The following is a 26,304-nucleotide window of genomic DNA, read 5'->3' on the forward strand; positions in this document are numbered from 1 at the left end:
CTGTGTTAGTTTCATATAACTGGCTGAAAGAGTATGTAAATATTGATATCACGGCTGCAGAGCTGGGTGAAAAAATTACGAAAAGTGGAATTGAAGTAGAAATCGTGGAGTCCCTCAACAAAGGGATCACTGGAGTGATCGTTGGACATGTGCTGGAATGTGTTCAACACCCGAACGCGGATAAGCTACGGGTCTGTAAGGTTGACATCGGTGCAGAAGAACCGGTACAGATTGTATGCGGTGCACCAAACGTGGCTGCGGGACAAAAAGTTCCGGTCGCGCAGGTAGGTGCCGTACTTCCTGGGAATTTCAAGATTAAAAAGGCGAAACTTCGCGGAGAAGCGTCACATGGGATGATCTGTTCCCTCACTGAATTGGGTGTGGATACCAAACTGGTGCCAAAAGAGTATTCGGCCGGAATATTCGTCATGCCTTCTGATGCACAGGTTGGCAGCGATGCTTTGAGCTACTTGAACCTGGATGACTATGTTCTTGAGCTTGGGTTGACACCAAACCGTGCAGACTGCTTGAACATGATTGGTGTCGCATATGAAGTAGCAGCCATTCTTAACGAAGAACTGCGGCTGCCTGAAGTTCCACTTGAACATACCGGTGAAAAAGCTTCAGATTATATTTCAGTAAAAGTTGATGCAACAGAAGACAATCCTTACTATGGAGCGATGCTGATCAAGAATGTTTCTATCGGACCATCACCTCTTTGGATGCAAAACCGCTTGATTGCAGCGGGAATCCGTCCGATTAATAATGTGGTGGATATTACGAACTACGTATTGCTCGAATACGGACAGCCGCTTCATGCCTTTGACTATGACCGTTTCGGATCCAGGGAAGTGGTCGTCCGCCGAGCGAAAGACGGAGAAGAAATTGTGACGCTTGATGACACCGAAAGAAAATTAAACAGCAGCCATCTTGTCATCACCAATGGTGAAGTACCGGTTGCAGTAGCCGGTGTCATGGGCGGTGCAACATCGGAAGTTCAGGAAGATACTACGACAGTTCTGCTTGAAGCCGCTTATTTTGAAGGACAGCGTGTAAGAGCTGCATCCAAGGATCTTGGGCTCCGAAGTGAAGCCAGTGCACGATATGAAAAAGGAATCGACCGCAACCGTGTGTACGAGGCAGCCCGCCGTGCTGCTTCCTTAATGGCGCAATATGCTGGAGGAGAAGTGGCGGAAGGCATTGTTGAGGATGGCGAACGCTCGGTAAGTGAAGGAACCGCTGAAGTCACCCGAACGAGAATTAACAGCTTGCTCGGAACAGCGATTGAAAACGAACAAATCAGTGAAATCTTCACAAGACTTCGTTTTCCATTTGAGGTACAGGGAGAAACATTCAAGGTTACCGTTCCCGCGAGAAGGCCGGATATTACCATTGATGCGGACCTTGTAGAGGAAGTGGGAAGAATCTATGGATATGACCGTATTCCTACCACGTATCTTGTAACAGAAAGCCGACCTGGCGGACTTAGCCCCTATCAGGCTGCCCGAAGAAAGGTTATGCGTTATCTTGAAGGCGCTGGACTGTATCAGGCTGTAACTTATGCACTGACCACTCCTGAAAAAGCAACCAGCTTCTCTTTTGTGAAGGAGCAGCAGGAAAATATACAAACCATTTCGGTTTCCCACCCGATGAGCGAGGAGCGGAGTACTCTTCGAAGCACACTCATTCCTCAGCTTCTTGAAGTGGTGCGTCATAATCATCACCGTTCACTTGATGATGTAGGTGTGTTTGAAATCAGTTCTGTCTTCTTTACCATTGAACAGCCGATCTCTGTTCTGCCTGAAGAGAAAACGTATCTCTCCGGTGCGCTCACAGGCCTTTGGAATATCCATCCTTGGCAGGGTGAAAAGAAGAGAACGGACTTTTTCGTGGTGAAAGGAATTCTTGAAGGATTGTTCGAAGAACTCGGATTAAGAAGCAGAATTTCTTTTGAGAGTGAAAGTTTGAAAGGGATGCATCCAGGAAGAACAGCAGTCATCAAGCTTGACAGCATCACGATCGGCCTGATCGGCCAGATACACCCGGGAACTCAAAAAGAATGGGATCTAAACGAAACTTACGTGTTTGAGATGGATCTGGATCAGTTAATCCAGACGATCGTTGAACCTACCGTTTATCAGACACTGCCTCGATTCCCTTCCATCACTAGAGATATCGCATTGGTGGTCGACAAGAACCTGCCTGCCGGAGATTTAAACACTGTCATTCATGAAGCGGGAGGAGCTCTTCTGAAAGAAAGCAGCTTGTTTGACTTGTATGAAGGCGAGCACATGGAGGAAGGCAAAAAGTCACTGGCCTTCTCATTAAAATATTTTGATCCTGAACGTACGCTTACGGATGAAGAAGTGACAAAGGCTCATGAAAACATCCTCCGCAATCTGGAAGAACGTTTCGGGGCTGAGCTTCGAAAATAATAAGCATGAAAAACCCGCAAGTCTCTTTTTTGAGACTGCGGGTTTTATTTTTGGAAAGCTGTTTTCGCAACCTTTGATGCTCATGAGGGTGGTTGATTTCCGTTCCAGGCTGCTCGCTTTCCGCGGGGCGTGCGCTGAACCCCTTGGCGCAAGCGCCTGCGGGTTTCACCTGTCACGCGCGTCTCGCTGGAGTCTCGCACCTTGCACTCCAATCAACTTGTCAATGAAGAATCTTGACAAAAATCTTCACAAAGCAACAATCTTTTAGAAAAGAGCCTTTTGGAATGAAGCTTAGTTCCGTTTGCTTTTTGCTAGATTAAGCGCCTTTTTCGTGTTGGCAAAATGAATTTTCGCGATATCGTTCAGATAAGCAGTACCATACTTGCGGATCATTTCAGCCGCTTTTACATCCACCTTGCTGCCGGCGCCTTTAGGAATCTCAATACCTGTTTTTGCACTGATTTTATCCATCTCTTTAATAAATGCATAACGTGCGAGAATGGATGAGGCGGCAACGGACAAATGAAGAGATTCACCTTTAGTGGCGAAGAACACGTTGTTTTTTACGATGTTTCTTTCTCTTGAGAGATAATTAAAATAGACACCCGGCTCACAGAACTGATCCACTAAAATACCGTCTACGTGAAGATCCTTTGTTTTTTCCAGCATGTTATGAAGGGCTTTGTTGTGCAGAAGAGCTTTCATTTTCCCTTGGCTCATTCCGTTTGCCTGAAGTTCGTTGTACTTTCGGTTGCTGAGGACGAGCAGACTGTACGGGATGGTTTGCAGAAGATCCTTTGCGATGGCTGCGATCTGCTTGTCGTTCAGAAACTTTGAATCCTTTACTCCCAATTCTTTTGCCAGCTCGAGCTGTGACGCTGGAACATACGAAGCTACCACTGTAATCGGACCGAAATAATCACCCGTTCCCACTTCATCGCTTCCGATCAAGGATAGAGTACCCACGTTTTCAGGAGGGGCAAATGCATGGGAAGGTTTTGATTTACCAGGCTTCGGATCGGGTGCTGCCGGTGCGGAGCCCCATTTTTGAGCTTCCATTTCGGCCGTCTTACCTTGAAACAGGACCTTGCCTGATTTATAGGCTGTAACCGTACAGCCTGCGGGTTTTGCCGTAAAAACACTTCCGGGGGGAGAAGAAGGCTGTATAAAAGCTTGGTAGGCTTCTTTCAGTTTATTGATTTCTTGGGTTGTCATTTTTAGTACCGTATTTGCCATCATCATGTTCCTTTTCATTGGATTTTTTTTTAGTAGGAATTGGATATAATGAAAGCTGGTTTTAGAACAAATATTTTCATAACTGTTCCCTTTCTGTTAAGATAATGATTAGAGTTCTTAGCTTATTTGCAGGTGAACTTATGATTGGAGGTAATTTTGTGGCGGAAGATAAAATGAAAGCAAGGACCATCGTGGAAATCTTTGGTCAAAAGTATACAGTAATAGGCACTGAGGCTTCCAGCCACATTCGTTCGGTTGCTGCAATGGTTGATGAAAAGATGCGGGACATCCAGCAGTATAATGCTGTATTGGATACGAAACAGCTTGCCGTACTCACAGCAGTAAATCTGATGAACGAATACTTAAAGACTAAAGAAGAGCTGGAAAAATTGCAACAGCAGATTAGGAAAGAGGATAAATAAATGTTAGATCTCATTTTAATTGTTTTACTCATTGCCGGATTTTTTATCGGACTGAAGCGCGGCCTTGTCATGCAGGTTATTCATCTCGTCGGCTTTATCGCAGCGTATGTGGTGGCTTATCTATACTTTGATGACATTGCGCCTCATTTGAAATTATGGATTCCATATCCTTCCATCGGTAATGATAGCCCGATGTCAACGATTCTTAGCAGCATTTCCTTAGAAGATGTGTATTACCGCGCCATTGCCTTTGCTCTCTTGTTCTTTGGGACAAAAATCATTCTGCAGATCGTAGGAAACATGCTGAACTTCATTGCGGATCTGCCGCTGCTCCGCACGGTTAACCGCTGGCTTGGAGGGATTTTAGGATTTGTCGAAGTTTACTTGATTTTGTTCTTGTTGCTTTACGTCGCTTCGTTAATCCCGTCCGGTTCGATCCACTCCGCTTACCAGGATTCCTTTATCGGACAGGGAATGGTGGAAAATACGCCAGTTTTCTCAGAAACGATCAAAGATTTGTGGTCCAAAAATATAGCGTAAAACTTCTCTTTAACAGAGAAGTTTTTTTACCGTGCATCGTTTATCAAGTCTTTTGAAAGAGGGTGTTCATTTGAATAAGAAGCAGGTAGTCCATGTCCTTGAAATGATCGCCGTTTATTTAGAGATCAAAGGGGAGAACTCTTTTAAAACTTCGGCCTACAGGAGGGCAGCCCAGGCGTTGGAATCCGATGACAGGAACATGCAGCAAATCGGGGATCCTTCCCAGTTGAAAGGAATCGGAAAAGGTACTGCGGCAGTCATTGCTGAACTGCTCGAAACAGGGAAGTCTTCGCTGCTTGAGGAATTGCAGGCCGAGGTTCCGTCTGGACTTTTAGTGATGCTTGACATTTCTGGGCTCGGCGGAAAAAAGATTTCCAAGCTCTATCAAGAACTGGGGATTACCGATATTGAAAGTCTGAAAAAGGCGTGTGAACAGGAAAAGGTCAGAGGACTCGCAGGATTTGGGAACAAGACAGAAGAGAAAATACTGGCCGCAATTGAGGAACTCGGAAAACGCCCCGAGCGGCTTCCCATCGCATTTATGCTTCCTGTTGCGGAAAAAATTGAAGAGCAGCTGAAGAACGTGGAAGGGATTGAGAAATTTTCGCTGGCTGGGAGTCTTCGCCGTTTTCGCGAGACGATTAAAGATCTGGATTTCATTCTCGCGGTTACCGATGCGGCTGCAGTAAAAGAACAGCTCGTCCAGCTCGAAGGCGTTTCTGATATCATCGCAAAAGGCGACACTAAAGTTTCTCTCCAATTTGAATACGAGTATCCGGTATCCGTGGATTTCAGACTCGTTTCCAAAGATCAGTATGCCTCCGCACTGCATCATTTCACTGGTTCGATGGAGCATAACGTGAAGATGAGGCAGCTGGCGAAAGAGCGTAACGAAAAAATCAGTGAATACGGTGTTGAAAATACAGAGACCGGCGAGGTCATGACATTTCCATCGGAAGAAGAATTCTATGCCCATTTCGGACTTCAGTGGATACCGCCGGAAGTCCGTGAGGGCGGGGATGAACTTGAGTTGTTTCGCGAGCCTCAGCGGCTGATCAAACCTGATGATATCAGGGGAGACCTTCATATGCACTCCACATGGAGCGATGGAGCGAACACGATCGAAGAAATGGCCGAAGCTGCAAGGGAAAAAGGGTACGCATTCATCGCGGTCACTGACCATTCCCAGTACTTGAGGGTAGCGAATGGACTGACTCCGGAGCGGCTGAGGCAGCAGCGAAAAGAGATTGACAGGCTGAACGAGAAGTACGATGATTTTAAAATTTTAGCCGGCGTCGAGATGGACATTCTGCCGGATGGTACACTGGATTTTGATGATGAACTCCTGGCTGAAATGGATCTTGTCATCGCTTCGATCCATTCTTCTTTTTCACAGAGCAGAGAGACGATCATGAAAAGGATGAAGACCGCGCTCAAAAGCCATCATGTGGATATTATTGCACATCCGACAGGGAGGGTGATCGGACGCCGTCCCGGTTATGATGTGGATTTGGATATGCTGATTGAAGTGGCGGCTGAAACGAATACCGCACTTGAACTGAACGCCCATCCAAGCCGGCTCGATCTGGCACCCGAATGGCTCAAGAAAGCACAGGACAAAGGTGTGAAAATTACGATCAATACAGATGCCCATTACCGGGAAACGCTGGGGCATATGGACATCGGTGTTTCTGTCGCCCGTAAAGGCTATGTCCGGCCGGAAAATGTGTTGAACACCATGCCGATTCAAGAGTTGAAATCGTTTTTACAACGAAATGATAAACAAGAATAGAACGTCTCCTGGGAGGAGGAACTAATTTTGCAGGAACGAGTACTTCGTGTCTTAGAATATACAAAAATCATCGAACAGCTAAAAAAACATGCAAGCTCAAGCTTAGGTAAGCAGAAGGTTGAACAGCTGAAGCCCTCCGTTGAATATGAGGAGATCCGCCATTGGCAGGACAGCACTGATGAAGGAGTTAAGGTTCTCCGTTTAAAAGGACAGGCTCCGCTCGGCGGAATACGGGATATTCGAGCCAGTTTGAAGCGGTCACAGATCGGCGGCCTGCTCAATACGGATGAGCTTCTTGATGTAGCGACGACAGTGTATGGCGGTCGGCGATTTAAGCGGTTTACAGTGGGAATGGTTGAGGATGGCATTGAACTGCCGATCCTTGAAGGCCTAGTGGAACAGATTGAGCCGCTCATTGATTTGGAGCAGGAAATCAAAGCATGCATTGACGACAACGGACATGTTATGGACAGTGCCAGTCCGGCCTTGCGGACAATTAGGGGCCAGCTGCGCACGTTTGAAGCGAGAGTGCGTGAGAAGTTGGAAAGCATGGTCCGTTCCTCAAGCTATCAAAAGATGCTATCCGATGCGATCATCACGATTCGAAATGATCGCTTCGTGCTGCCCGTTAAACAAGAATACCGAGGCAGCTTTGGCGGAATGGTACATGATCAGTCCTCATCGGGAGCCACGCTTTTTATTGAACCCCAGGCTGTAGTTGCGATAAATAACCAGTTGAAAGACGCAAAAGCCAAAGAGGCAAGAGAGATTGAAAAGATTCTCAAAGAACTTTCCATTTTAGTCGGGGAATCTGCTGAGCCTCTCGCTCACAATGTGGCGATTCTGTCGGAAATCGATTTTACTTTTGCCAAAGCGCAGTATAGCCGTGAGCTAAAAGCGACGAAACCGATCATGAACGATCGGGAATACATCTCCCTGCGCAAGGCAAGGCACCCTCTCATCGATCAGGATGCTGTCGTTCCGATCGATGTTGAGCTGGGCGGAACGTTTCAATCATTGATCATTACCGGACCCAATACAGGCGGGAAGACGGTTACGTTAAAAACGATCGGTCTGCTGTCGCTGATGGCTCAATCAGGCTTGCAGGTTCCTGCAGAAGAAGAGTCTGAGATGACCGTGTTCGAAGCGATTTATGCCGATATCGGCGACGAGCAATCTATTGAACAGTCATTAAGTACGTTTTCTTCTCATATGGTCAACATTGTTGATATCCTTAAAACCGTCAACTTTAAAAGCCTTGTGCTGTTTGATGAATTGGGTGCGGGGACAGATCCCCAGGAAGGTGCGGCGCTTGCGATCTCCATCTTGGATTATGTTTTTGAACGGGGAGCAAAAGTGATTGCCACCACACATTACAGCGAGTTAAAAGCGTACGCGTATAACCGGGAAGGGGTCATTAATGCGAGCGTAGAATTTAACGTGGAGACGCTGAGGCCGACCTACAAGCTGCTGATCGGTGTGCCGGGACGAAGCAACGCGTTTGAAATTTCCAGACGTCTAGGTTTGGAGCCTTCTATTATTGATGAGGCAAAATCGCAGATCAGTGATGAAGATAACAAAATTGATAACATGATCCGTTCGCTTGAAGATAACCAGAAACGTGCCGAAGAAGAACGGGAGAATGCCATAAGGATCAGGAAGGAAGCAGAACAGTTAAAAGAGGATCTCGAAACAGAGCTGCAGCATCTTGACCGGGATCGTGACCGTTTGCTTGAAGAAGCCGAACGGAAGGCGGAAGAAGCCGTGGCGAATGCGCGAAGGACCGCTGAAGAAGTGATTAAAGAACTTCGGGAATATCAGAAAGAAGCGGGCAATGTGAAGGAACACCGATTGATCGATGCCCGTAAGAAGCTGGAGGAAGCCACTCCTTCACTTCGCTCGAAAAAGAAAAAAGCTGCTTCCACCAAACCAAAGTCTGCCTCGTTTAAACCAGGCGATGAGGTGAGAGTGCTGAGCTTTGGACAAAAAGGCCATATCATCAATAAAGTCAGCAACAGTGAATACCAGGTACAGATCGGTATTTTAAAAATGAACGTGTCACTGAGCGACCTGGAATTAATCAAGCAGACGAAGGAGAAAAAACCAGAGCCGAGAACGTTTGTAAAAGTACAGGGCAGTGATGACTCTGTTCGTCCTGAACTCGATCTTCGCGGAAAACGGTATGAGGATGCGATGCTTGAAGTGGATAAGTATTTGGATGAAGCGATGCTGGCGGGATATCCTCAAGTTTCCATCATTCATGGGAAGGGCACAGGTGCCCTGCGTTCGGGTGTGCAGCAGCTGCTTAAATCACACCCTAATGTGAAATCGACACGAATGGGAGCGGCAAATGAAGGCGGAAGCGGAATAACCGTAGCGGTATTAAAATAATCGGAGGTCAGAGATGGACGTATCCCACAATCCGTTTATCCAAACGGCGGCAAATTACAGTGTAGTCGTACTTTTCCTCGTTATTTTTTTGGCAGTATTTGAAGTCGTCACCAGGTATCAGAACTGGGTGGAGATTAAAAAAGGAAATCTGGCCGTAGCGATGGCAACCGGCGGAAAGATATTCGGCATCGCGAATATTTTCCGCTATTCCATCGCGCAGAACGATTCCCTTCCTCAGATGATGGCATGGGGCCTATTCGGCTTTGTTCTGCTGCTGGCCGGATATTTTATCTTTGAATTTTTAACCCCGCGATTCAATATTGATGAAGAGATTGAAAACGATAACCGTGCCGTGGGTCTGATCTCCATGGTTATCTCCATCGGTTTGTCGTTTGTGATCGGTTCAGGGATTGATTAGGAGTGAAGCGTTGGTGGATACGTTATGGAAGGTTTTATTCATTTGCAGCGGAATTTTTATTCTCTTCGGCATCTTTTATTTAATTTTTTTAACATAAAGGAAATGAAATTGGATTTCAGCAGCTTTTAAGCAAAAAACCAGCCTCCCGGCTGGTTTTTTATTTCAAGAAAATTCGGGTCCGCCATTGTAAACTGAAGTAGAGCTGATTTGGGCGTTCGAGCCGTGAGCGAAAAAGCTGAGGCAGGCAACGCCCGCCGAAGTTCTATTCAGTATTCGATCTCATCAAAATCCGCTGGCTGTGCAGTCAGCTGGTTGGTGTCTTTCATTCCGATTTCGCTTGAGATTTCTTGCTGTGATTTGATTTTGCCATGAGGGTGCTGGGTTTCTTTGCCCGCTTTCCAAGCTCCATCTCTTCTAGATTTTGAATGGGTCATGAATGTTAGCCTCCTTTGTTTTATTGTTTAGTATGCTGCGGAAAAAACAGGCTCATCCTCGCAAAAAAGTGCCAAAAGCACTATAAACTTTTTTAATTTTTAAAAAAATATGTTAAATTGTATACGTTTTCATTATAATGAAGATGAGAGAGTATTTTTTAGAAAGGCGTGAATCAAGGAGGAGGTAAAAGTGGAAAGAAGATGGCTTAACCATTATCCACCAGAAATCCCCAGTGAGGTTGACTATGAGGAACAACCCTTATTCACGTATTTAGAAGAAGCAGCCACTATAAACCCAGAAAAGACTGCTCTTCATTTTCTAGGTAAAGAAATGTCGTATCAACAGCTTCACGAGAGTGCTGTGAGATTTTCCAACGGGCTGTCTTGCCTCGGTATCGGCAAAGGCGACCGGGTAGCGATTATGCTTCCAAACTGTCCGCAGGCAGTTATTGCCTATTATGGCATCCTTCTCACGGGGGGAATCGTGGTTCAGACCAATCCCCTGTATACGGAACGAGAACTGAGCCACCAGCTCGAGGACAGCGGGGCATCTGCAATCGTCTGCCTAGATCAGCTCTTTTCAAGGGTTGCAGCTGTAAAAGAAATGACACAGCTCGAGCATATAATTGTGACGGGAATTAAGGATTATTTGCCCTTTCCCAAGAATTTGCTCTATCCGTTTGTACAGAAAAAACAAAAACCTTTTACGGTCGTTGATGTACAGTATGGCGGAAGTGTTCATTCGTTTAAAGAGTTAGTCAGCAATAGTGAAAATCGGCGGATTCCAGTAGACATTCACCCAAGAGAAGATGTGGCGCTGCTCCAATACACAGGAGGGACGACTGGACCGGCAAAAGGTGTCATGCTGACTCATTCCAATTTGGTGGTGAATTCAAAACAATGCAGCATCTGGATTTATAAACACCGCGTTGGAGAAGAAGTGGTACTCGCTGCTTTGCCTTTTTTCCATGTGTATGGAATGACGGTGGTGATGAATCAGGCCATCATGACACGGGCCAAACTGATCATTCTGCCGCGTTTTGATCCGAAGCAAGTACTGCAGACCATTCATAAGCAGCGGCCTACCTTGTTTCCGGGTGCGCCGACCATGTATATTGCTCTGCTGAATCATCCGGATTTAATGAAGTACGACCTTTCCTCCATTCAGGCTTGCATCAGCGGGTCTGCACCGCTGCCAAAAGAAGTTCAGCAAAAATTTCAAGCGGTCATTTCCGGAAGTCTGGTTGAGGGCTACGGCCTGACAGAAGCATCACCTGTTACTCACTCCAATCTGATCTATGGAAACCAGGTCAATGGCAGTATCGGTCTGCCATGGCCAAATACGGAAGCTGCGATTTATTCAACGGAGCGCGGAGAGTTTGCGGAAGTTGGAGAAGTCGGCGAGTTATTGGTGCGAGGGCCTCAGGTGATGAAAGGCTACTGGAATCAGCCGGAGGAAACAGCTGCTGTTTTTAAAGATGGATGGCTTATGACCGGTGATATGGGATATATGGATAAGAACGGTTATTTTTATATCGTCGACAGGAAAAAAGATATGATCATCGCGGGAGGATATAATATATATCCACGCGAAATTGAAGAAGTCCTCTATGAGCATGAAGCGGTAAAGGAAGCCGTTGTCGTCGGAATTCCGGATCCCTATCGCGGCGAAACCGTTAAGGCGTTTATCGTGTTGAAAGAGAATGCCATTTGCACAGAGGAAACGCTCAATAAATATTGCCGAGAAAATTTGGCTGCGTTTAAGGTTCCGCGTGTATATGAATTCAGAAGCGAGCTTCCAAAAACGATGGTCGGAAAAATTCTAAGAAGAGTTTTATTGGAGGAAGAAAGAGCGAAAGAGCGGGAAACACAGGAGATATAGGGACCTTTATTAAAAAGGTCCTTGTTTTTTTATACAAACAAAGGAATAATAGAATTGACAGAAAAAAACGATTTGTTTTACAATTAAAATATGAATGAACAATCATTCAGTTTACAGCAGCTCGTTTGAAGTGAGGAGATTATCGTGAAGCGTAAAGGCCCAAAGTACGACAAAATTATTGATGCCGCAGTTAATGTTATTGCAGTCCATGGGTATCATCAGTCCCAAGTGTCAAAAATTGCAAAGCAGGCATCTGTAGCAGATGGGACGATCTATCTCTATTTTAAAAATAAAGAAGATCTGCTTGTTTCTGTTTTTAATGAAAAAATGGGAACCTTTATCGAAAGAACGGGGAGCGAGCTGAAAAGCAAAAAGTCGGCGACCGAAAAACTTTTAACTCTGATCGAGATGCACTTTCGTCTCTTGGATGCAGACCACCAGCTATCCATTGTCACACAGCTGGAGCTTCGGCAGACCAACCGGGCATTAAGGGCAAAGATCGGGGAAGTTCTGAAACGATATCTATCCCTGATCGACCTTATCCTGAAAGAAGGGATGGAGGAAAATGCATTTGACAGGAGCATGGATACCCGGCTGGCCAGACAGATGATTTTTGGCACGATTGATGAAACAGCAACGAACTGGGTCATGAATGATCATCGTTATGATCTGCCGTCACTTGCCCAGCCTGTACACAGAATGCTTGTTAATGGTTTAAGCAACACTGCAGGGGCTCTCCCCGCGCAAAAATAGATTATCCTGAGGAGTGTGAGAGAGTGGGATTTTTACAGGTTCAAAAAGAGAATAAGATAGCGACTATTCAACTGAATCGCCCTCCGGCGAATGCTTTGTCCACCCAGCTGATCCGAGAATTGTCGGAGGTCTTCGAAGAATTGGAGAATGACAGCGAAGCAAAGGTCATCCTCATCAAAGGTGAAGGCCGTTTCTTTTCAGCGGGTGCAGATATTAAAGAGTTTACTACGATTGATAATGAAGCTGAGTTTGCTGATTTGGGAGCGTTCGGGCAGCAGCTGTTTGACCGGATGGAAAACTATCCAAAGCTGATTATCGCAGCGATTCATGGTGCCGCACTCGGCGGGGGGCTTGAACTGGCAATGGCCTGTCATATCCGCCTCGTATCCAGCGACGCAAAGCTGGGGCTCCCGGAGCTGCAGCTGGGGCTGATCCCTGGTTTTGCAGGAACACAGCGTCTCCCTAGATTTGTTGGAACTGCCAAAGCAGCCGAGATGCTCGTCACCTCCGAACCGATTTCAGGTGAAGAAGCGGTGAGGTGGGGCTTGGCAACCGCCGCTTATTCTGATGCGGAACTTTTTGAAAAGGCTTACAGGCTGGCTTCAAAAGCCGCTGCGAAAAGTTCCTTGTCCATCCGGTACACACTCGAGCTTCTGCAGTATGCGGCCCGTGGCCAGTACAGCGAAGGAGCAAAGAAAGAATCCGAGTATTTCGGAAAAGTCTTCGTATCTGAAGATGGACAAGAAGGAGTTCAAGCGTTTGTTGAAAAAAGGCAGCCGAATTTTAAAAACTAATAAATAGTTGGAGGGATTAGCATGAATCTTTATGTAATCTTAAAGCGTACATTTGATACCGAAGAAAAGATCAGCATTTCTAACGGACAGATTTCTCATGACAGTGCTGAGTATATCATCAATCCGTATGATGAATACGCGATAGAAGAAGCGATCACTCTTCGTGACGCTCATGGCGGTGAAGTGACCGTTGTAACCGTGGGAACCGAAGAGTCAGAAAAGGAACTTCGTACCGCATTGGCTATGGGAGCAGACAAAGCGGTTTTAATTGATAACGAGGATCTTGAGAGCTCCGACCAATATACGACATCTGCTGTTCTCGCTGAGTTCTTCAAGGATAAGGATTATGACTTGATCCTTGGGGGGAACGTTGCGATCGATAACGGTTCCGGTCAAGTCGGGCCGCGATTGGCCGAACTATTGGGAATCCCGCAAGTGACAACCATCACGAAGATTGAAATCAATGGAGCAGATGTAGCGATTGAACGTGATGTGGAGGGAGACGTTGAGAAAATTGAAACGAAGCTTCCATTGCTAGTCACAGCTCAGCAAGGTTTGAACGAACCACGTTATCCATCGTTGCCGGGGATCATGAAGGCAAAGAAAAAGCCGCTGGAAACACTTGAAATCGATGATCTTGATATCGATAAAGAAGATGTTGAAGCAAAAACAAAGACTGTGGAAGTTTTCTTGCCTCCTAAAAAGGAAGCAGGGAAGATTTTAAGCGGAGAATTGAACGATCAAGTGAAGGAACTGGTTTCATTATTACGCTCAGAAGCAAAAGTGATATAAGGGGGAATGCTACATGTCTAAAAAAGTTCTTGTACTTGCGGAAGTCCGTGACGGTGAATTAAGAAATGTATCCTATGAGGCGATTGGTGCCGCTAAGGAAATTTCCTCTGGCGGTGAAGTGGTCGCCGTGCTTTGCGGCGAAGGTTTAAATGAAGCGGGACAGTCTTTAGTCCATTATGGAGCAGACCGGGTCATTGTTGCTGAGCACAGCCTGCTAACTACGTATTCTACGGACGGATACGTTCAGGCATTGCTTCAAGTCATCGATCAGGAAAAGCCAGAAGGATTGGTGTTGGGCCATACTGCGCTTGGAAAAGATCTATCACCAAGACTTGCTGCACGTCTCCAATCCGGGTTGATTTCAGATGTAACCTCTCTTGAACAAGCGGGAGACAACGTTGTTTTTACCCGGCCGATCTACTCCGGTAAAGCGTTCGAGAAAAAAGTCATTACAGACGGTCTTGTGTTTGTGACGATCCGTCCGAATAACATTGCTCCGCTTGAAAAAGATGAAAGCCGTTCTGGAGAGGTTTCCTCTCTGGCGGTCGATGTTAAGGATCTGCGCACCATTGTGAAGGATGTTGTCCGCAAAGCTTCTACAGGTGTTGATTTATCGGAAGCAAAAATCATCGTTGCCGGAGGACGAGGAGTTAAATCTGAAGATGGATTCAAACCGCTGCAAGAGTTGGCCGACGTGCTCGGCGCTGCTGTCGGTGCATCCCGCGGAGCGTGTGATGCTGATTATTGTGATTACTCCCTTCAAATCGGACAAACAGGAAAAGTTGTAACACCTGATCTTTACATTGCCTGCGGAATTTCCGGTGCCATCCAGCATTTAGCCGGTATGTCCAATTCCAAAGTCATTGTTGCGATCAACAAAGATCCTGAAGCCAGCATCTTTTCTGTTGCGGACTATGGCATCGTAGGGGATTTATTCGAAGTCGTACCACTGCTTACGGAAGAATTCAAAAATGTTTTAGTAAAATCATAAAAAAAGATGGAGCGGGGCTGGCTGACAAAGCTGGCCTCTTTTTATACAATGAGTCCATGAATTACGTCAAATAAAGAAATGAGTGGACAATGTGACAACAATTGCTTTCGTAAGACATGGCGTTACCGATTGGAACGCTGAAAGAAGAATTCAGGGGATTATCGATGTTCCATTGAATGATCAGGGACGTGCACAGGCTCAAGCTCTTGCTTCAAGGTTTGAGAAAGAACATTGGGATCTGCTTTTTACAAGCCAGCTCACTCGTGCGCGTGAAACAGGATCCATCATCGGGCAGGCACTTGGGATTCCTGTGCATACTGACAAGCGCATCCGGGAGGTCAACTTTGGCAGGCTGGAGGGCACAAATGAGCAGGACCGTATAAAACGGTGGGGTACTGACTGGAGTAAACTGGAACATGGAAAAGAGAAGAAAGAACAAGTATTGAAAAGAGGCAATGAATTTCTTGAAAACCTTGTAGAACAGCATCAAGGCCGGAAGATCATTGTGGTCAGCCATGGCACTTTCATTAGAGCCATGCTAAAAGGCCTGTTGGCAAGTGATGAGTATAATGGATCACTCGTTAACACTTCAGTGAGCATGCTGCATCATAAAGAGCAGAAATGGGCCTGTTCACTCTTTAACTGTGATGCCCACTTGAAGCAGTCATCCCATTAAAACTATGGTTTGATTCAAGGACAAGTTGGGAACGATAAACCTGAGCAAACAAATAGCTGTTAGTCAGTTTTGATGATATACTCTTTTTACACGATGAACTAAAGGAGGCAATTTTAAAATGGCAATCGTAAATGCAACTGATCAAACGTTCAGTCAAGAAACAAGTGAAGGACTAGTGCTTGCTGATTTTTGGGCACCATGGTGCGGACCTTGTAAAATGATCGCGCCAGTTCTAGAAGAACTAGCCAGTGAAAATCAAGATTTAAAAGTAGTGAAACTAGATGTTGATGAAAACCAAGAAGTAGCAGGTAAATACGGAGTAATGAGTATTCCTACCCTTATCGTTTTCAAAGACGGGGAAGTTGTTGACCAAGTTGTAGGCTTCCAGCCAAAAGAAGCGCTTGGCGAGCTCTTAAACAAACATAAATAATTGTGTCTATAATCAAGGCTGGCAGCTGATGCCGGTCTTTTTTTATTGCTTTGTATTTCAACTGCAAAAATTAGGATATCATGCTATGATGTTACATAGAAAAAGGAGGGGAGAGACAACGTGGATACCATAAGAGAGAAGCTGGCTGTGCTTCCGGATCAGCCTGGCTGTTACTTGATGAAAGACCAATTCGGAAAAGTCATTTATGTAGGAAAAGCAAAAGTGTTAAAGAACCGTGTTAGATCCTACTTTACTGGTTCACACGACGGGAAAACACAGCGTTTGGTCGCGAATATTACTGATTTTGAATACATCATAACCTCCTCAGAGCTAGAAGCTCTCCTTCTTGAAATGAATTTGATTAAAAAGTATGATCCTAAATTTAATGTGATGCTTAAAGATGATAAAACGTACCCGTACTTAAAAATTACAGCCGAAGAGCAGCCCCGCCTCCTGTATACGAGAAAGATCAGAAAGGACAAGGGGAAATATTTCGGCCCGTTTGTTAATGCATTCGCAGCGCAAGAGACGAAAAAGCTGCTGGATCGGCTGTATCCGCTCCGCAAGTGCGATCATATGCCCAACAAAGTCTGCCTTTATTATCATATCGGCCAGTGTCTCGGCCCGTGTGTTTATGATATTACAGAAGAACAGAACAGGAAGATGGTAGAGGAAATCGTTAAATTCCTGAACGGAGGCTTCCCTGAGGTGAAGGAGGAGCTTACTGAGAAAATGCTTGCTGCATCAGAAGCCTTGAATTTTGAGCGGGCGAAGGAACTGAGGGATCAGATACAGCATATTGATGCGGTGATGCAGAAGCAGAAAATGATGACATCAGACATGGTAGACAAAGATGTCTTTGGTTTTTATTACGATAAAGGCTGGATGTGTGTTCAGGTTTTCTTTATCCGCCAAGGCAAACTGATCGAACGTGATGTTTCTCTTTTTCCTTTTTATGGAGAGGCTATTGAAGATTTCTTATCGTTTATTGGACAGTTTTATCTTCAAAAAAATCACATTCTGCCTCGGGAGCTATTGCTGCCTCCTGAGGCGGACGGCCAATTGATCAAAGAGCTCCTCGGCATAAAAGTGATTCAGCCGAAGAGGGGACAAAAGAAAGAGTTTGTTGAACTGGCTACAAAGAATGCTCAGCTCGCGCTGAATGAAAAATTTGCTCTTATTGAGCGTGATGAGGAGCGTACGATAAAAGCGGTTGAAAATCTGGGGCTGCAATTAAATATTCCTGCTCCTTACCGTATCGAAGCTTTTGATAACTCCAATATTCATGGAACGAATCCAGTATCTGCCATGATCGTCTTTGAAGACGGGAAACCGAACAAAAAAGAATATCGGAAGTATAAGATTAAAACAGTAACCGGTCCTGATGACTACGCCTCGATGAAAGAGGTGGTTCGCAGGCGCTATTCCCGAATCTTAAAAGAGAACGGACAGCTGCCAGATCTCATCATTATCGATGGGGGAAAAGGACAGATCGCAGCTGCTCAGGATGTTCTGGAGAATGAGCTGAACCTTGCGATACCAGTCGGCGGACTGGCTAAGGACGAAAAGCATCGGACGTCACAGCTTTTGATGGGGGACCCTCCTGAAATCATTCCGCTGCAAAGGAACAGCCAAGAATTTTATCTGCTGCAGCGCATACAGGATGAAGTCCATCGATTCGCGATTTCATTTCATCGCCAGGTCAGGGCAAAAGGCATGTTTCAATCTAGTCTTGATAACATTCCTGGAGTCGGAGAAAAAAGGAAAAAATTGCTGCTGAAGAAGTTCGGTTCCATTAAAAAAATGAGAGAGGCCAGCCTGGAGGATTTTCAGGCAGCAGGCATCCCTTTGAATGTTGCGGAGGAAATTATTCAGGCTCTTCAAAAGGAACCTTCATAAAGGTATTGATTTTTCAGAAATCCTTTGCTAAACTTAAAACAAATTTTAATAGAGCGCCATACTTCAGTTTTGAAGTGATGGTAGAGGAGCAAAAACCAATAGTATGCTATCTGAAGAGAAGGAGCTCTTATGATGGTAGCGGAAAGGGGATTTTTGCCGAAGCTTTAAGAAGCTCCTGTTTCTTACGGCTGGACCTGCATTGAATAAATGCAGAGCTGTCACACATTCTTGCCCGGAGGGTGTGTGGAGGACTATCTCACAAGAGGGGAAAACAAGCTGGCTTACTGTTGCTTATACCAAGCAGCAATAAGGTCTTTTCCTTATTGCTGCTTTTTTATTTTGATTTATCAGTTTGTTGCGTAGTGGAAGCCAAATCAGGCTGGCCATATCTGGGTGCCTTTTAGATCGAGGCAATAGATTATATTCAATGATGAGAGAGGATGGACATCGTGGCTTTAATCATTCAAAAATTTGGAGGAACGAGTGTAGGCACACCGGATAAAATAAGAAATGCGGCTAAGCGGATCATTCATGCGGTAAACGAGGGGAATCAAGTAGCAGCCGTTGTCTCGGCGATGGGGAAAACAACCGATGAACTTGTACGCCTGGCAGGTGAAATAACCGCAAGGCCTTCCAAGCGAGAAATGGACATGCTTCTGACAACGGGAGAGCAGGTCACCGTTTCATTACTGGCGATGGCTCTGCAGGAAGCCGGATATGAAGCGGAGTCTTTGACAGGCTGGCAGGCAGGCATTGAAACAGAGAATGTTCACGGAAATGCACGCATCTTAAACATCGACACGAAGAGAATTCAAGAAATGCTTGCAGATGGAAAAATTGCGGTTGTTGCCGGTTTTCAAGGAGTAACTGGTTCAAATAATATTGCAACACTTGGGCGTGGAGGTTCAGATACAACGGCAGTTGCCCTTGCAGCTGCCCTTCGTGCCGATAAGTGCGAGATTTATACCGATGTAACGGGTGTATTTACAACAGACCCTCGGGTGGTACAACATGCGAGAAAACTGCCTGCCATCTCCTATGATGAGATGCTTGAGATGGCCAATCTTGGTGCAGGGGTGCTTCACCCAAGAGCGGTTGAATTCGCAAAAAATTATGGGGTAAGGCTGGAAGTCCGTTCGAGTACAGAGGAAGAAAATGGGACATTCGTGGAGGAGGAAGCATCAATGGAAAATAATTTAGTAGTAAGAGGCCTGGCTTTTGAAGGGAACGTAACAAAAATTACAATTGAAGATCTTCCGAATGGTTTAAACACACTGTCATCGGTTTTCTCCTTACTTGCAGAGAACGGTGTGAATGTGGATATTATCATTCAAAGTGTAAACCCGCAGGAGAGAACAAATATTTCGTTTTCAATTGAGACGGCCATTTTGGATGAAACGATCGAGCTGCTTCAAAGGAATAAGAGTTCGCTTCAGTTCGGTTCGATCGTGCATGAAGACGGACTAGCGAAAGTATCTATCGTGGGTTCCGGGATGATCTCTAATCCAGGAGTAGCTGCACAAATGTTTAAAGCTTTATCCGATCATCAGATTATGATAAAAATGGTCAGCACGTCAGAAATCAAAGTTTCAACAGTTGTGGACCAGCAGGATATGATTAAAGCGATTGAAACACTGCACGACGTCTTTGAATTGGACGCACGGCAGCCAGTTCAGCAATTATAATAAGAAAATCCGGGCTTAAAGTGCCCGGATTTTTTTATTTTCAACTGCACGATCAAACCTGTACCGTCTCGTTTAAGAAATCGATTTCAAATCCGAGATCCTCAAGGATTTGGTGGTCTGCCGTTGTTTCCTGTCCTCCGGTCGTCAGATAGTCGCCGACAAAAATAGAGTTGGCCGCATAAAGGCCAAGTGGCTGCAGGCTTCGGAGATTCACTTCTCTGCCGCCTGATATTCTGATCTCCTTTGTTGGATTAATAAACCGGAATAATGCGAGCACCTTTAGACAATAACGAGGGTTCAGCTCATCCAGATGCTCCAATGGAGTGCCAGGAATGGCATGCAAAAAATTGACCGGGATAGAGTCTGCATCAATCTCTTTCAAGGCTTTTGCCATCTTAATGATGTCACCGTGGCTTTCGCCCATTCCGACGATGACCCCGGAACAGGGTGAGATGCCTGCCTCTTTTACCTTTTTAAGAGTGGAGACTCGGTCTTCATATGTATGCGAGCTCGTGATTTGGCTGTGGTGGTCAGCGGAAGTGTTGATATTATGATTATACCGTTCGACCCCAGCCTCTTTTAGAGATTGTGCCTGCTTGTCATCTAGGATGCCAAGACATGCACATATTTTCATGTTATAGCTGGATTTGATCTCCTTCACCGCTTCTATGACCGTGTTTAAGTCACGGTTGAGCGGCCCTCTTCCGCTTGCCACAATGCAATAAGTTCTGACGTTTTGTTTGTATGCCTTTGCTGCACCGGAAACGATCGTGTTTTTATCCATCATCGCGTATTTTTCGATAGGGGCAGTAGAAACGGAAGACTGTGAACAATAGCCGCAGTCCTCGGGGCAAAGTCCTGCCTTTGTGTTAATGATCTTGTTCAGCTTGACCTTTTTGCCAAAGTAATGCCTCCTGATTGTAAAAGCACCGTGCAGTAAACTTAGCAGCTCATCATCGTCAGAATCCAATATCGACATTGCTTCCTTTTCGGATAGCTCTTTCCCGTCGATCACTTCGTTTGCAAGTTCCATCCAATTCATAGGGTTTACCTCCTTAATGTTAACTTGAATTTTATATAAGTTAACATTAATTCAGCCATTTTATATTGTCAACGCAAAAAAAACCGGCTTCTGCCGGTTTTTCGCGTTTCGGATTCCAGTTCTTCCGGGGGACGAAATCAGTTTTTGTCTTTATCCGCTCATTTTCGTTTTAGGCGCCTTCTTCGCCTGCGGTCTCATCCTTGCGGTCCCACTGGACGGTAAAATGGATTTTGTTCTTTCGTTTCACAGTTTCATAGGTTTCAGTAATACATTTTCTTTGATTTTGGACTTGCTCGGCGATAAATCCGGCTTCCAGGCCGAATGTAGGGTTATCCTGCAGGTCAAAGCGTTTGTCGATAAGATTGGAAGACAGTTCAAGAACCATCTCGTTCTTATTCATTTCAACGATGATCAGGTTGCCCCAGCCGGCTTCTGCAAAGAAATGAACCATTTCTTCTGTAGACCCTAATGGGAATTTCCTTGCCAGTTTTCTTCCTGCCCAATAAAGGATATTCCTCTCCTCTTTTCCAAGCAGATCCGGAAGAAGAATGTTTTTCAGCAGTTCATAAGCGAATGCAGGCACTCCTGCAGCAGGCTTGTTTTCCTTTTCGGCTGTTGCTTCTTCATTGTGTTGGATGTCCTCATGTTGTTCCATTTAGATCTCCCCGCTTTCTACTTGTTTCATTATAGCTTGAATAAAACAATAACTCTATAAAAAGTCACACATTTGTCGAAATTTAAGTGAGGGTATGCATCGGAAAAAAGTTAGTAAAATCAACAGGTTTTCCAACTTTTTATGTTACCGTTTTCTTGACGGTGTCAAACGATGGGAGTAAAATGAAACATGTTATTAGGTTAACGCTTTAATCGGTCATCTTTTTTAGTAATGGCGCTGAGGAAACGCTTAAAACGGGATGGAGAGAAACCACTGGTTTCAGCAAAAAGACAGAGGTAATTGAGAAAGGGGCAAATTGTATGGCAGGCAGTCGAAATTTTAACACCAGAAGGCTACACTCATTACTTGGTGTAATCCCGGTCGGATTATTCCTTATTGAGCATCTAGTAGTCAACTATTTTGCAACAAAAGGGGCAGCATCGTTTGATAATGCGGCAGATTTTATGGGTAACCTACCATTCCGTTATTTATTGGAAGCATTTGTGATTTTTATTCCTCTCTATTTCCATGCGATTTACGGACTTTATATTACTTTTACGGCTAAAAACAACGCAAGCCGTTATGGATATTTCCGTAACTGGATGTTCCTTTTGCAGCGTGTAACAGGAGTCATAACTCTTATTTATGTTTCCTGGCATGTTTGGGAAACCCGTATTGCAGCAGCATTTGGCGCAGAAGTTAACTATCAGATGATGGCAGACATCTTAAGCTCGCCATTTATGGTGGCGTTTTATTTGATTGGGGTTCTATCAGCAGTGTTTCACTTTTCAAATGGCCTATGGTCTTTTTTTGTCAGCTGGGGTCTCACGGTTTCGCCTCGATCACAGAGAGTATCAACCTACGTGACGATGGGCGTTTTTGTCGCGCTTGCTATCGTTAGCGTACGTACTATTTTTGCATTCATTTAAGAAGGGGTGAACCATCTTGAGTAAAGGGAATATTATTATCGTCGGTGGAGGCCTTGCTGGTCTAATGGCCACCATTAAAGCAGCGGAAGCCGGCATGAACGTTGACTTGTTTTCATTAGTTCCGGTTAAGCGCTCTCACTCTGTTTGTGCACAGGGAGGAATCAACGGAGCTGTTAATACAAAAGGGGAGGGAGATTCCCCATATGTTCACTTTGATGACACCATATATGGTGGAGACTTCCTTGCCAACCAGACGCCAGTAAAGGCGATGTGTGAAGCGGCACCTGGCATCATCCATCTTATGGACCGCATGGGAGTTATGTTTAACCGTACTCCAGAAGGACTTCTTGACTTCCGCCGTTTCGGAGGCACACAGCATCACCGTACGGCATTTGCCGGTGCAACCACAGGACAGCAGCTTTTGTATGCATTGGATGAGCAAGTAAGGCGCCATGAGGTGGCTGGTCTTGTTACAAAGTACGAAAACTGGGAATTCCTATCAGCGATCGTGGATGATGAAGGCGTTTGCCGAGGAATCACAGCACAAAACTTGAAATCTATGGAAATCCACAGCTTTGCAGCGGATGCTGTAATTATGGCTACTGGAGGACCTGGAATCATTTTCGGTAAATCTACGAACTCTGTCATTAATACAGGTGCAGCAGCAGCATCTCTTTATCAACAAGGCGTTCACTATGCAAACGGCGAGTTCATTCAAATCCATCCAACAGCCATCCCTGGAGATGACAAACTTCGTTTGATGAGTGAATCCGCGCGTGGGGAAGGTGGCCGTGTTTGGACTTATAAAGACGGTAAACCTTGGTACTTCCTTGAAGAGAAATATCCTGCGTACGGTAACCTTGTACCACGTGATATCGCAACACGTGAAATCTTCCATGTGTGTGTTGATGAAAAGCTTGGAATCAACGGTGAGAACATGGTCTATCTTGACCTTTCACATAAAGACCCTAAAGAGCTCGATATCAAGCTGGGCGGAATTATAGAAATCTATGAAAAATTCATGGGTGACGATCCTCGTAAAGTTCCGATGAAAATCTTCCCTGCTGTCCACTATTCAATGGGCGGCATGTGGGTTGACTTCAACCAGATGACAAACATTCCTGGCCTGTTTGCAGCAGGTGAGTGTGAGTATCAATATCACGGAGCGAACCGTCTTGGAGCGAACTCCCTTCTTTCTGCGATCTTCGGCGGAATGCAAGCGGGTCCTGCAGCTGCAGCTTATGTAAGCGGCCTTGAAAAGTCTTCTGATGATGTTTCATCGACTGTTTACGAACAGCAGGTTCGCAAGGAACAAGAAAAATATGATGATATCCTGAGCATGGACGGCAGCGAAAATGCTTACGTTCTTCATAAAGAGCTCGGTGAGTGGATGACGGATAATGTAACGGTTGTTCGTTATAACGATAAGTTAAAACAAACAGATGACAAGATCGTTGAACTTATGGAGCGTTACAAAAAGATTAACATCAACGATACGTCCAAATGGAGCAACCAGGGAGCTTCCTTCACTCGTCAGCTATGGCATATGCTTCAGCTCGGACGAGTTATCACAATCGGTGCCCTTAACCGTGATGAGAGCCGGGGTGCACATTACAAACCAGACTTCCCGGATCGTAACGATGATGAGTGGCTAAAAACGACAAAAGCTACATTCAATCCGGCGACAAATGGTCCTGACTTCTCTTATGAAGAAGTTGATATTCAATTTATTAAGCCGCGTAAGCGTGACTATTCCAAAAAGAAAGCTGAGGCGAAATAAGGATGAGCGCAAAAACCATTAAGTTTATCATCACAAGGCAAGACAGTCCTGAAACCGCCCCATACCAGGAAGAATTCGAGCTTTCATATCGTCCGAACATGAACGTGATTTCCGCACTTATGGAGATTCGCCGTAATCCTGTGAATGCTAAAGGTGAAGCGACAACTCCTATTACTTGGGAAATGAACTGCCTTGAGGAAGTATGCGGAGCCTGCTCGATGGTGATCAACGGAAAACCCCGCCAATCGTGTACAGCTCTTGTCGATAAGCTGGAACAGCCGATCCGCCTTGAGCCGATGAAAACCTTCCCGGTCGTCCGTGACCTGGCAGTTGACAGAAGCCGTATGTTCGATGCTTTGAAACGGGTAAAAGCATGGATTCCAATTGACGGAACTTATGATTTGGGTCCGGGGCCTCGCATGCCTGAGACTAAGCGTCAATGGGCATATGAACTTTCTAAATGTATGACATGCGGTGTGTGTCTTGAAGCATGTCCGAATGTTAATAGCAAATCTGATTTTATCGGCCCAGCGCCGTTATCTCAGGTTCGTCTCTTCAATGCGCACCCAACCGGAGCGATGAACAAGGAAGAGCGGCTGAATGCAATCATGACGGACGGCGGACTTGCGTCTTGCGGCAACTCGCAAAACTGCGTCCAGTCTTGTCCGAAAGGAATTCCTTTGACAACGTCAATTGCTGCTTTGAACAGAGATACAACCTTCCAAGCTTTCAAGAACTTTTTCGGAAGCGACAGAGTTTAATCAACAACGAGGCCTCTTCACCCAAGAAGAGGTCTATTTTTATGACTAAGGGAAAAATGGACAAGTCTGCATGTCATCCATCCAGACAATTAGATAAAAATGGGCTTCATTTTCTGAAAGAACGGGACAAAAAACCAATACTTTTTCAATGAACCAAGTCACTCCTAAAAACTTCTTAACATAGTATATGTTGACTAAATACTTCCAATTTGCAAATTGTGCATTGGCAGTTCTTTAAACCCTAGCAAGGAGGGGTGAAATCATTGAAAGAGAAACACTACCGACCGAAGCCTCTACTTACAAAACGAGAAAGAGAAGTTTTTGAACTACTGGTCCAAGACAAAACGACTAAAGAAATCGCAGAGCAGCTTTTTATCAGCGAGAAAACCGTTCGCAACCATATTTCCAACACGATGCAAAAGCTTGGGGTAAAAGGGCGCTCTCAAGCCGTCGTTGAATTACTGAGGCTTGGAGAACTAGAAATTTAGTCAGGAAACGGCTTTCCATGAAAGCCGTTTTCTTTTTTTCACCTCGGTGAAAAGTTCAATTTTCCTGAATTTACAGCAGTTTTCTTAATTGATTAACCATCTGTTTTGGGCTATGATGTAAGCATTGCGAAATTTCGGCTTTTTCTTGAAAGGATTGAAAAAGGATGAATGGTCCCTTTCATATAAAAAAAATACTCAATAACAATGCGGTTGTTGCTACGAACGCCTCCAGCCAGGAATTGATCATCATCGGAAAGGGAATTGGATTCGGCAAAGCGCTTGGCGATTTCATAACGAATCATGCCATTGATAAACTCTATATTTTAACGAATGAGAAAGAGCAGGAGCAGTATAAGACGCTGGTGCATTCTCTTGAAGAGTCCTTTATCGAGCTGCTCAATGATGTGATCACACACATTGAAGAACGGATGCAAACCACACTCAATGAACATATTCATGTCGCGCTTACCGACCATGTTGCTTTTGCTGTAAAGCGTCTGGAGCAGGGAATGGATATTCGAAACCCATTTCTGTCCGAGACCCAGACTCTATATCCAAAGGAATACACGGTCGCTGAAGAAGTGATCGAGGAAATCAATCAGTCACTCGGAATTCATCTTCCAGAAGGTGAGATCGGCTTTGTAGCGCTTCATATCCATAGTGCGGTTACGAATAAAAGTCTGAGTGATATCAATGAACATTCGCGCCTCATCAATAGGCTGGCTGACATCATTGAAGAGTCTCTTTCCATTAAACTGAACCGGAAGAGCATCAATTTTCTCAGGCTTGTCAGGCATCTCCGCCATACCATTGAACGGGTGGAGATGGGGGAGCAGGTGGACAAGCAAGAAAAATTAGCAAAGGTGTTGAAAGAAGAATATCCTTTGTGCTACAATCTTGCTTGGAAGTTAATTAAGGTAATGCAAAATACTTTAAATAAACCAATCCCAGAAGCGGAAGCTGTGTATCTAACGATGCATTTGCAAAGGCTTACTTAATTTTATAAGATGTGCTTTTGCTTTACGTGTTACTGATTCGATCAGGCATGAGTGAAGAAAAAAGTGTAGTAAGGGCTTAAT

General features: G+C 45.1%; 23 protein-coding genes, 1 pseudogene and 1 riboswitch. Of the genes and pseudogenes, 20 read left to right on the forward strand and 4 right to left on the reverse strand.

The genetic code is table 11. The features are described from left to right. Positions 1 to 2: 2 nt before the first annotated feature. The gene (pheT, locus tag QYF49_RS06400) at positions 3 to 2,435 is read left to right on the forward strand and encodes a phenylalanine--tRNA ligase subunit beta (protein ID WP_290398762.1); all 2,433 of its coding nucleotides are present in this window, start codon (positions 3 to 5) and stop codon (positions 2,433 to 2,435) included. A 291-nt stretch (positions 2,436 to 2,726) separates the two neighbouring features. On the opposite strand, the gene rnhC is transcribed toward pheT, so the two are convergent. Next, on the reverse strand, positions 2,727 to 3,674 hold the full coding sequence (gene rnhC, locus QYF49_RS06405; RefSeq protein ID WP_290399066.1) for a ribonuclease HIII: 948 nt from the start codon (positions 3,672 to 3,674) through the stop codon (positions 2,727 to 2,729). A 137-nt stretch (positions 3,675 to 3,811) separates the two neighbouring features. On the opposite strand from rnhC, the gene zapA reads away from it, so the two are divergent. From zapA to QYF49_RS06430, 5 genes are all read left to right on the forward strand, one after another. Next, the gene (gene zapA / locus QYF49_RS06410) at positions 3,812 to 4,093 is read left to right on the forward strand and encodes a cell division protein ZapA (protein ID WP_290398763.1); all 282 of its coding nucleotides are present in this window, start codon (positions 3,812 to 3,814) and stop codon (positions 4,091 to 4,093) included. Beyond that, positions 4,094 to 4,633: a CvpA family protein gene (locus QYF49_RS06415; protein ID WP_290398764.1), complete on the forward strand. Its 540-nt coding sequence runs from the start codon at positions 4,094 to 4,096 to the stop codon at positions 4,631 to 4,633. It abuts the gene before it with no gap. A gap of 70 nt (positions 4,634 to 4,703) precedes the next feature. Beyond that, the gene (gene polX / locus QYF49_RS06420) at positions 4,704 to 6,425 is read left to right on the forward strand and encodes a DNA polymerase/3'-5' exonuclease PolX (protein ID WP_290398765.1); all 1,722 of its coding nucleotides are present in this window, start codon (positions 4,704 to 4,706) and stop codon (positions 6,423 to 6,425) included. 27 nt (positions 6,426 to 6,452) lie between these two features. Further along, complete coding sequence (locus tag QYF49_RS06425; protein WP_290398766.1) at positions 6,453 to 8,816, forward strand: endonuclease MutS2; 2,364 nt, start codon at positions 6,453 to 6,455, stop codon at positions 8,814 to 8,816. A 13-nt stretch (positions 8,817 to 8,829) separates the two neighbouring features. After that, positions 8,830 to 9,234, forward strand: a complete 405-nt coding sequence (locus QYF49_RS06430; protein ID WP_290398767.1) for a DUF350 domain-containing protein — start codon at positions 8,830 to 8,832, stop codon at positions 9,232 to 9,234. 332 nt (positions 9,235 to 9,566) lie between these two features. Here QYF49_RS06430 and QYF49_RS25975 read toward each other — a convergent pair. Beyond that, positions 9,567 to 9,668: pseudogene (locus tag QYF49_RS25975) on the reverse strand (DUF6254 family protein); the annotation flags it as partial. Positions 9,669 to 9,858: 190 nt separating this feature from the next. Between QYF49_RS25975 and QYF49_RS06440 the strand changes: the two are divergent. From QYF49_RS06440 to QYF49_RS06480, 9 genes are all read left to right on the forward strand, one after another. Next, the gene (locus tag QYF49_RS06440; RefSeq protein WP_290398768.1) at positions 9,859 to 11,550 is read left to right on the forward strand and encodes an AMP-binding protein; all 1,692 of its coding nucleotides are present in this window, start codon (positions 9,859 to 9,861) and stop codon (positions 11,548 to 11,550) included. A 144-nt stretch (positions 11,551 to 11,694) separates the two neighbouring features. Further along, positions 11,695 to 12,303, forward strand: coding sequence for a fatty acid metabolism transcriptional regulator FadR (gene fadR, locus QYF49_RS06445; RefSeq protein WP_290398769.1), 609 nt, complete (start codon positions 11,695 to 11,697; stop codon positions 12,301 to 12,303). Positions 12,304 to 12,326: 23 nt separating this feature from the next. Next, complete coding sequence (locus QYF49_RS06450) at positions 12,327 to 13,097, forward strand: enoyl-CoA hydratase (protein WP_290398770.1); 771 nt, start codon at positions 12,327 to 12,329, stop codon at positions 13,095 to 13,097. A 21-nt stretch (positions 13,098 to 13,118) separates the two neighbouring features. Next, positions 13,119 to 13,889: an electron transfer flavoprotein subunit beta/FixA family protein gene (locus QYF49_RS06455; protein WP_290398771.1), complete on the forward strand. Its 771-nt coding sequence runs from the start codon at positions 13,119 to 13,121 to the stop codon at positions 13,887 to 13,889. A gap of 13 nt (positions 13,890 to 13,902) precedes the next feature. Then, positions 13,903 to 14,880 carry an electron transfer flavoprotein subunit alpha/FixB family protein gene (locus tag QYF49_RS06460; RefSeq protein WP_290398772.1) on the forward strand — a complete coding sequence of 326 codons (978 nt, stop codon included), beginning with the start codon at positions 13,903 to 13,905 and terminating at the stop codon, positions 14,878 to 14,880. A gap of 91 nt (positions 14,881 to 14,971) precedes the next feature. Then, positions 14,972 to 15,556, forward strand: a complete 585-nt coding sequence (locus tag QYF49_RS06465) for a histidine phosphatase family protein (protein ID WP_290398773.1) — start codon at positions 14,972 to 14,974, stop codon at positions 15,554 to 15,556. A 118-nt stretch (positions 15,557 to 15,674) separates the two neighbouring features. Next, positions 15,675 to 15,986, forward strand: coding sequence for a thioredoxin (gene trxA / locus QYF49_RS06470; protein WP_290398774.1), 312 nt, complete (start codon positions 15,675 to 15,677; stop codon positions 15,984 to 15,986). A 177-nt stretch (positions 15,987 to 16,163) separates the two neighbouring features. Beyond that, positions 16,164 to 17,885 carry an excinuclease ABC subunit UvrC gene (gene uvrC / locus QYF49_RS06475; RefSeq protein WP_425589557.1) on the forward strand — a complete coding sequence of 574 codons (1,722 nt, stop codon included), beginning with the start codon at positions 16,164 to 16,166 and terminating at the stop codon, positions 17,883 to 17,885. A 73-nt stretch (positions 17,886 to 17,958) separates the two neighbouring features. Continuing rightward, positions 17,959 to 18,147: riboswitch (Lysine riboswitch) on the forward strand. A gap of 187 nt (positions 18,148 to 18,334) precedes the next feature. Next, a complete protein-coding gene (locus QYF49_RS06480) occupies positions 18,335 to 19,570 on the forward strand; it encodes an aspartate kinase (protein WP_290398776.1) in 1,236 nt (411 codons plus the stop codon). A 52-nt stretch (positions 19,571 to 19,622) separates the two neighbouring features. Here the strand turns inward: QYF49_RS06480 and bioB are convergent, their stop codons facing one another. After that, a complete protein-coding gene (gene bioB, locus QYF49_RS06485) occupies positions 19,623 to 20,612 on the reverse strand; it encodes a biotin synthase BioB (RefSeq protein WP_290398777.1) in 990 nt (329 codons plus the stop codon). Between the two features lie 169 nt (positions 20,613 to 20,781). Then, positions 20,782 to 21,267, reverse strand: a complete 486-nt coding sequence (locus QYF49_RS06490; protein ID WP_290398778.1) for a YslB family protein — start codon at positions 21,265 to 21,267, stop codon at positions 20,782 to 20,784. 320 nt (positions 21,268 to 21,587) lie between these two features. On the opposite strand from QYF49_RS06490, the gene QYF49_RS06495 reads away from it, so the two are divergent. The 5 genes from QYF49_RS06495 to glcT all read left to right on the forward strand — a co-directional run bounded on the left by QYF49_RS06495 (position 21,588) and on the right by glcT (position 26,223). Further along, a complete protein-coding gene (locus QYF49_RS06495; RefSeq protein ID WP_290398779.1) occupies positions 21,588 to 22,196 on the forward strand; it encodes a succinate dehydrogenase cytochrome b558 subunit in 609 nt (202 codons plus the stop codon). Between the two features lie 16 nt (positions 22,197 to 22,212). Next, positions 22,213 to 23,976: a succinate dehydrogenase flavoprotein subunit gene (sdhA, locus tag QYF49_RS06500; RefSeq protein ID WP_290398780.1), complete on the forward strand. Its 1,764-nt coding sequence runs from the start codon at positions 22,213 to 22,215 to the stop codon at positions 23,974 to 23,976. Between the two features lie 2 nt (positions 23,977 to 23,978). After that, positions 23,979 to 24,737, forward strand: coding sequence for a succinate dehydrogenase iron-sulfur subunit (gene sdhB, locus QYF49_RS06505; protein ID WP_290398781.1), 759 nt, complete (start codon positions 23,979 to 23,981; stop codon positions 24,735 to 24,737). Positions 24,738 to 25,000: 263 nt separating this feature from the next. After that, complete coding sequence (locus QYF49_RS06510; RefSeq protein WP_007202417.1) at positions 25,001 to 25,225, forward strand: helix-turn-helix domain-containing protein; 225 nt, start codon at positions 25,001 to 25,003, stop codon at positions 25,223 to 25,225. Between the two features lie 164 nt (positions 25,226 to 25,389). Then, the gene (gene glcT, locus QYF49_RS06515; RefSeq protein WP_290398782.1) at positions 25,390 to 26,223 is read left to right on the forward strand and encodes a glucose PTS transporter transcription antiterminator GlcT; all 834 of its coding nucleotides are present in this window, start codon (positions 25,390 to 25,392) and stop codon (positions 26,221 to 26,223) included. Positions 26,224 to 26,304: the final 81 nt, after the last annotated feature.

It is taken from the genome of Fictibacillus terranigra, from assembly GCF_030412265.1.
Classification (GTDB): Bacteria; Bacillota; Bacilli; order Bacillales; family Fictibacillaceae; genus Fictibacillus_C; species Fictibacillus_C terrinigri.

Excerpts from the sequence above, each read along its gene's own strand:
- glcT (WP_290398782.1), top strand. The coding sequence starts at position 25,390 with ATGAATGGTCCCTTTCATATAAAAAAAATACTCAATAACAATGCGGTT.
- bioB (WP_290398777.1), bottom strand. The coding sequence starts at position 20,612 with ATGAATTGGATGGAACTTGCAAACGAAGTGATCGACGGGAAAGAGCTA.
- QYF49_RS06495 (WP_290398779.1), top strand. The coding sequence starts at position 21,588 with ATGGCAGGCAGTCGAAATTTTAACACCAGAAGGCTACACTCATTACTT.
- QYF49_RS06490 (WP_290398778.1), bottom strand. The coding sequence starts at position 21,267 with ATGGAACAACATGAGGACATCCAACACAATGAAGAAGCAACAGCCGAA.
- uvrC (WP_425589557.1), top strand. The coding sequence starts at position 16,164 with ATGAAAGACCAATTCGGAAAAGTCATTTATGTAGGAAAAGCAAAAGTG.
- rnhC (WP_290399066.1), bottom strand. The coding sequence starts at position 3,674 with ATGATGGCAAATACGGTACTAAAAATGACAACCCAAGAAATCAATAAA.
- zapA (WP_290398763.1), top strand. The coding sequence starts at position 3,812 with ATGATTGGAGGTAATTTTGTGGCGGAAGATAAAATGAAAGCAAGGACC.
- QYF49_RS06460 (WP_290398772.1), top strand. The coding sequence starts at position 13,903 with ATGTCTAAAAAAGTTCTTGTACTTGCGGAAGTCCGTGACGGTGAATTA.
- QYF49_RS06455 (WP_290398771.1), top strand. The coding sequence starts at position 13,119 with ATGAATCTTTATGTAATCTTAAAGCGTACATTTGATACCGAAGAAAAG.
- sdhB (WP_290398781.1), top strand. The coding sequence starts at position 23,979 with ATGAGCGCAAAAACCATTAAGTTTATCATCACAAGGCAAGACAGTCCT.
- QYF49_RS06415 (WP_290398764.1), top strand. The coding sequence starts at position 4,094 with ATGTTAGATCTCATTTTAATTGTTTTACTCATTGCCGGATTTTTTATC.
- trxA (WP_290398774.1), top strand. The coding sequence starts at position 15,675 with ATGGCAATCGTAAATGCAACTGATCAAACGTTCAGTCAAGAAACAAGT.
- QYF49_RS06430 (WP_290398767.1), top strand. The coding sequence starts at position 8,830 with ATGGACGTATCCCACAATCCGTTTATCCAAACGGCGGCAAATTACAGT.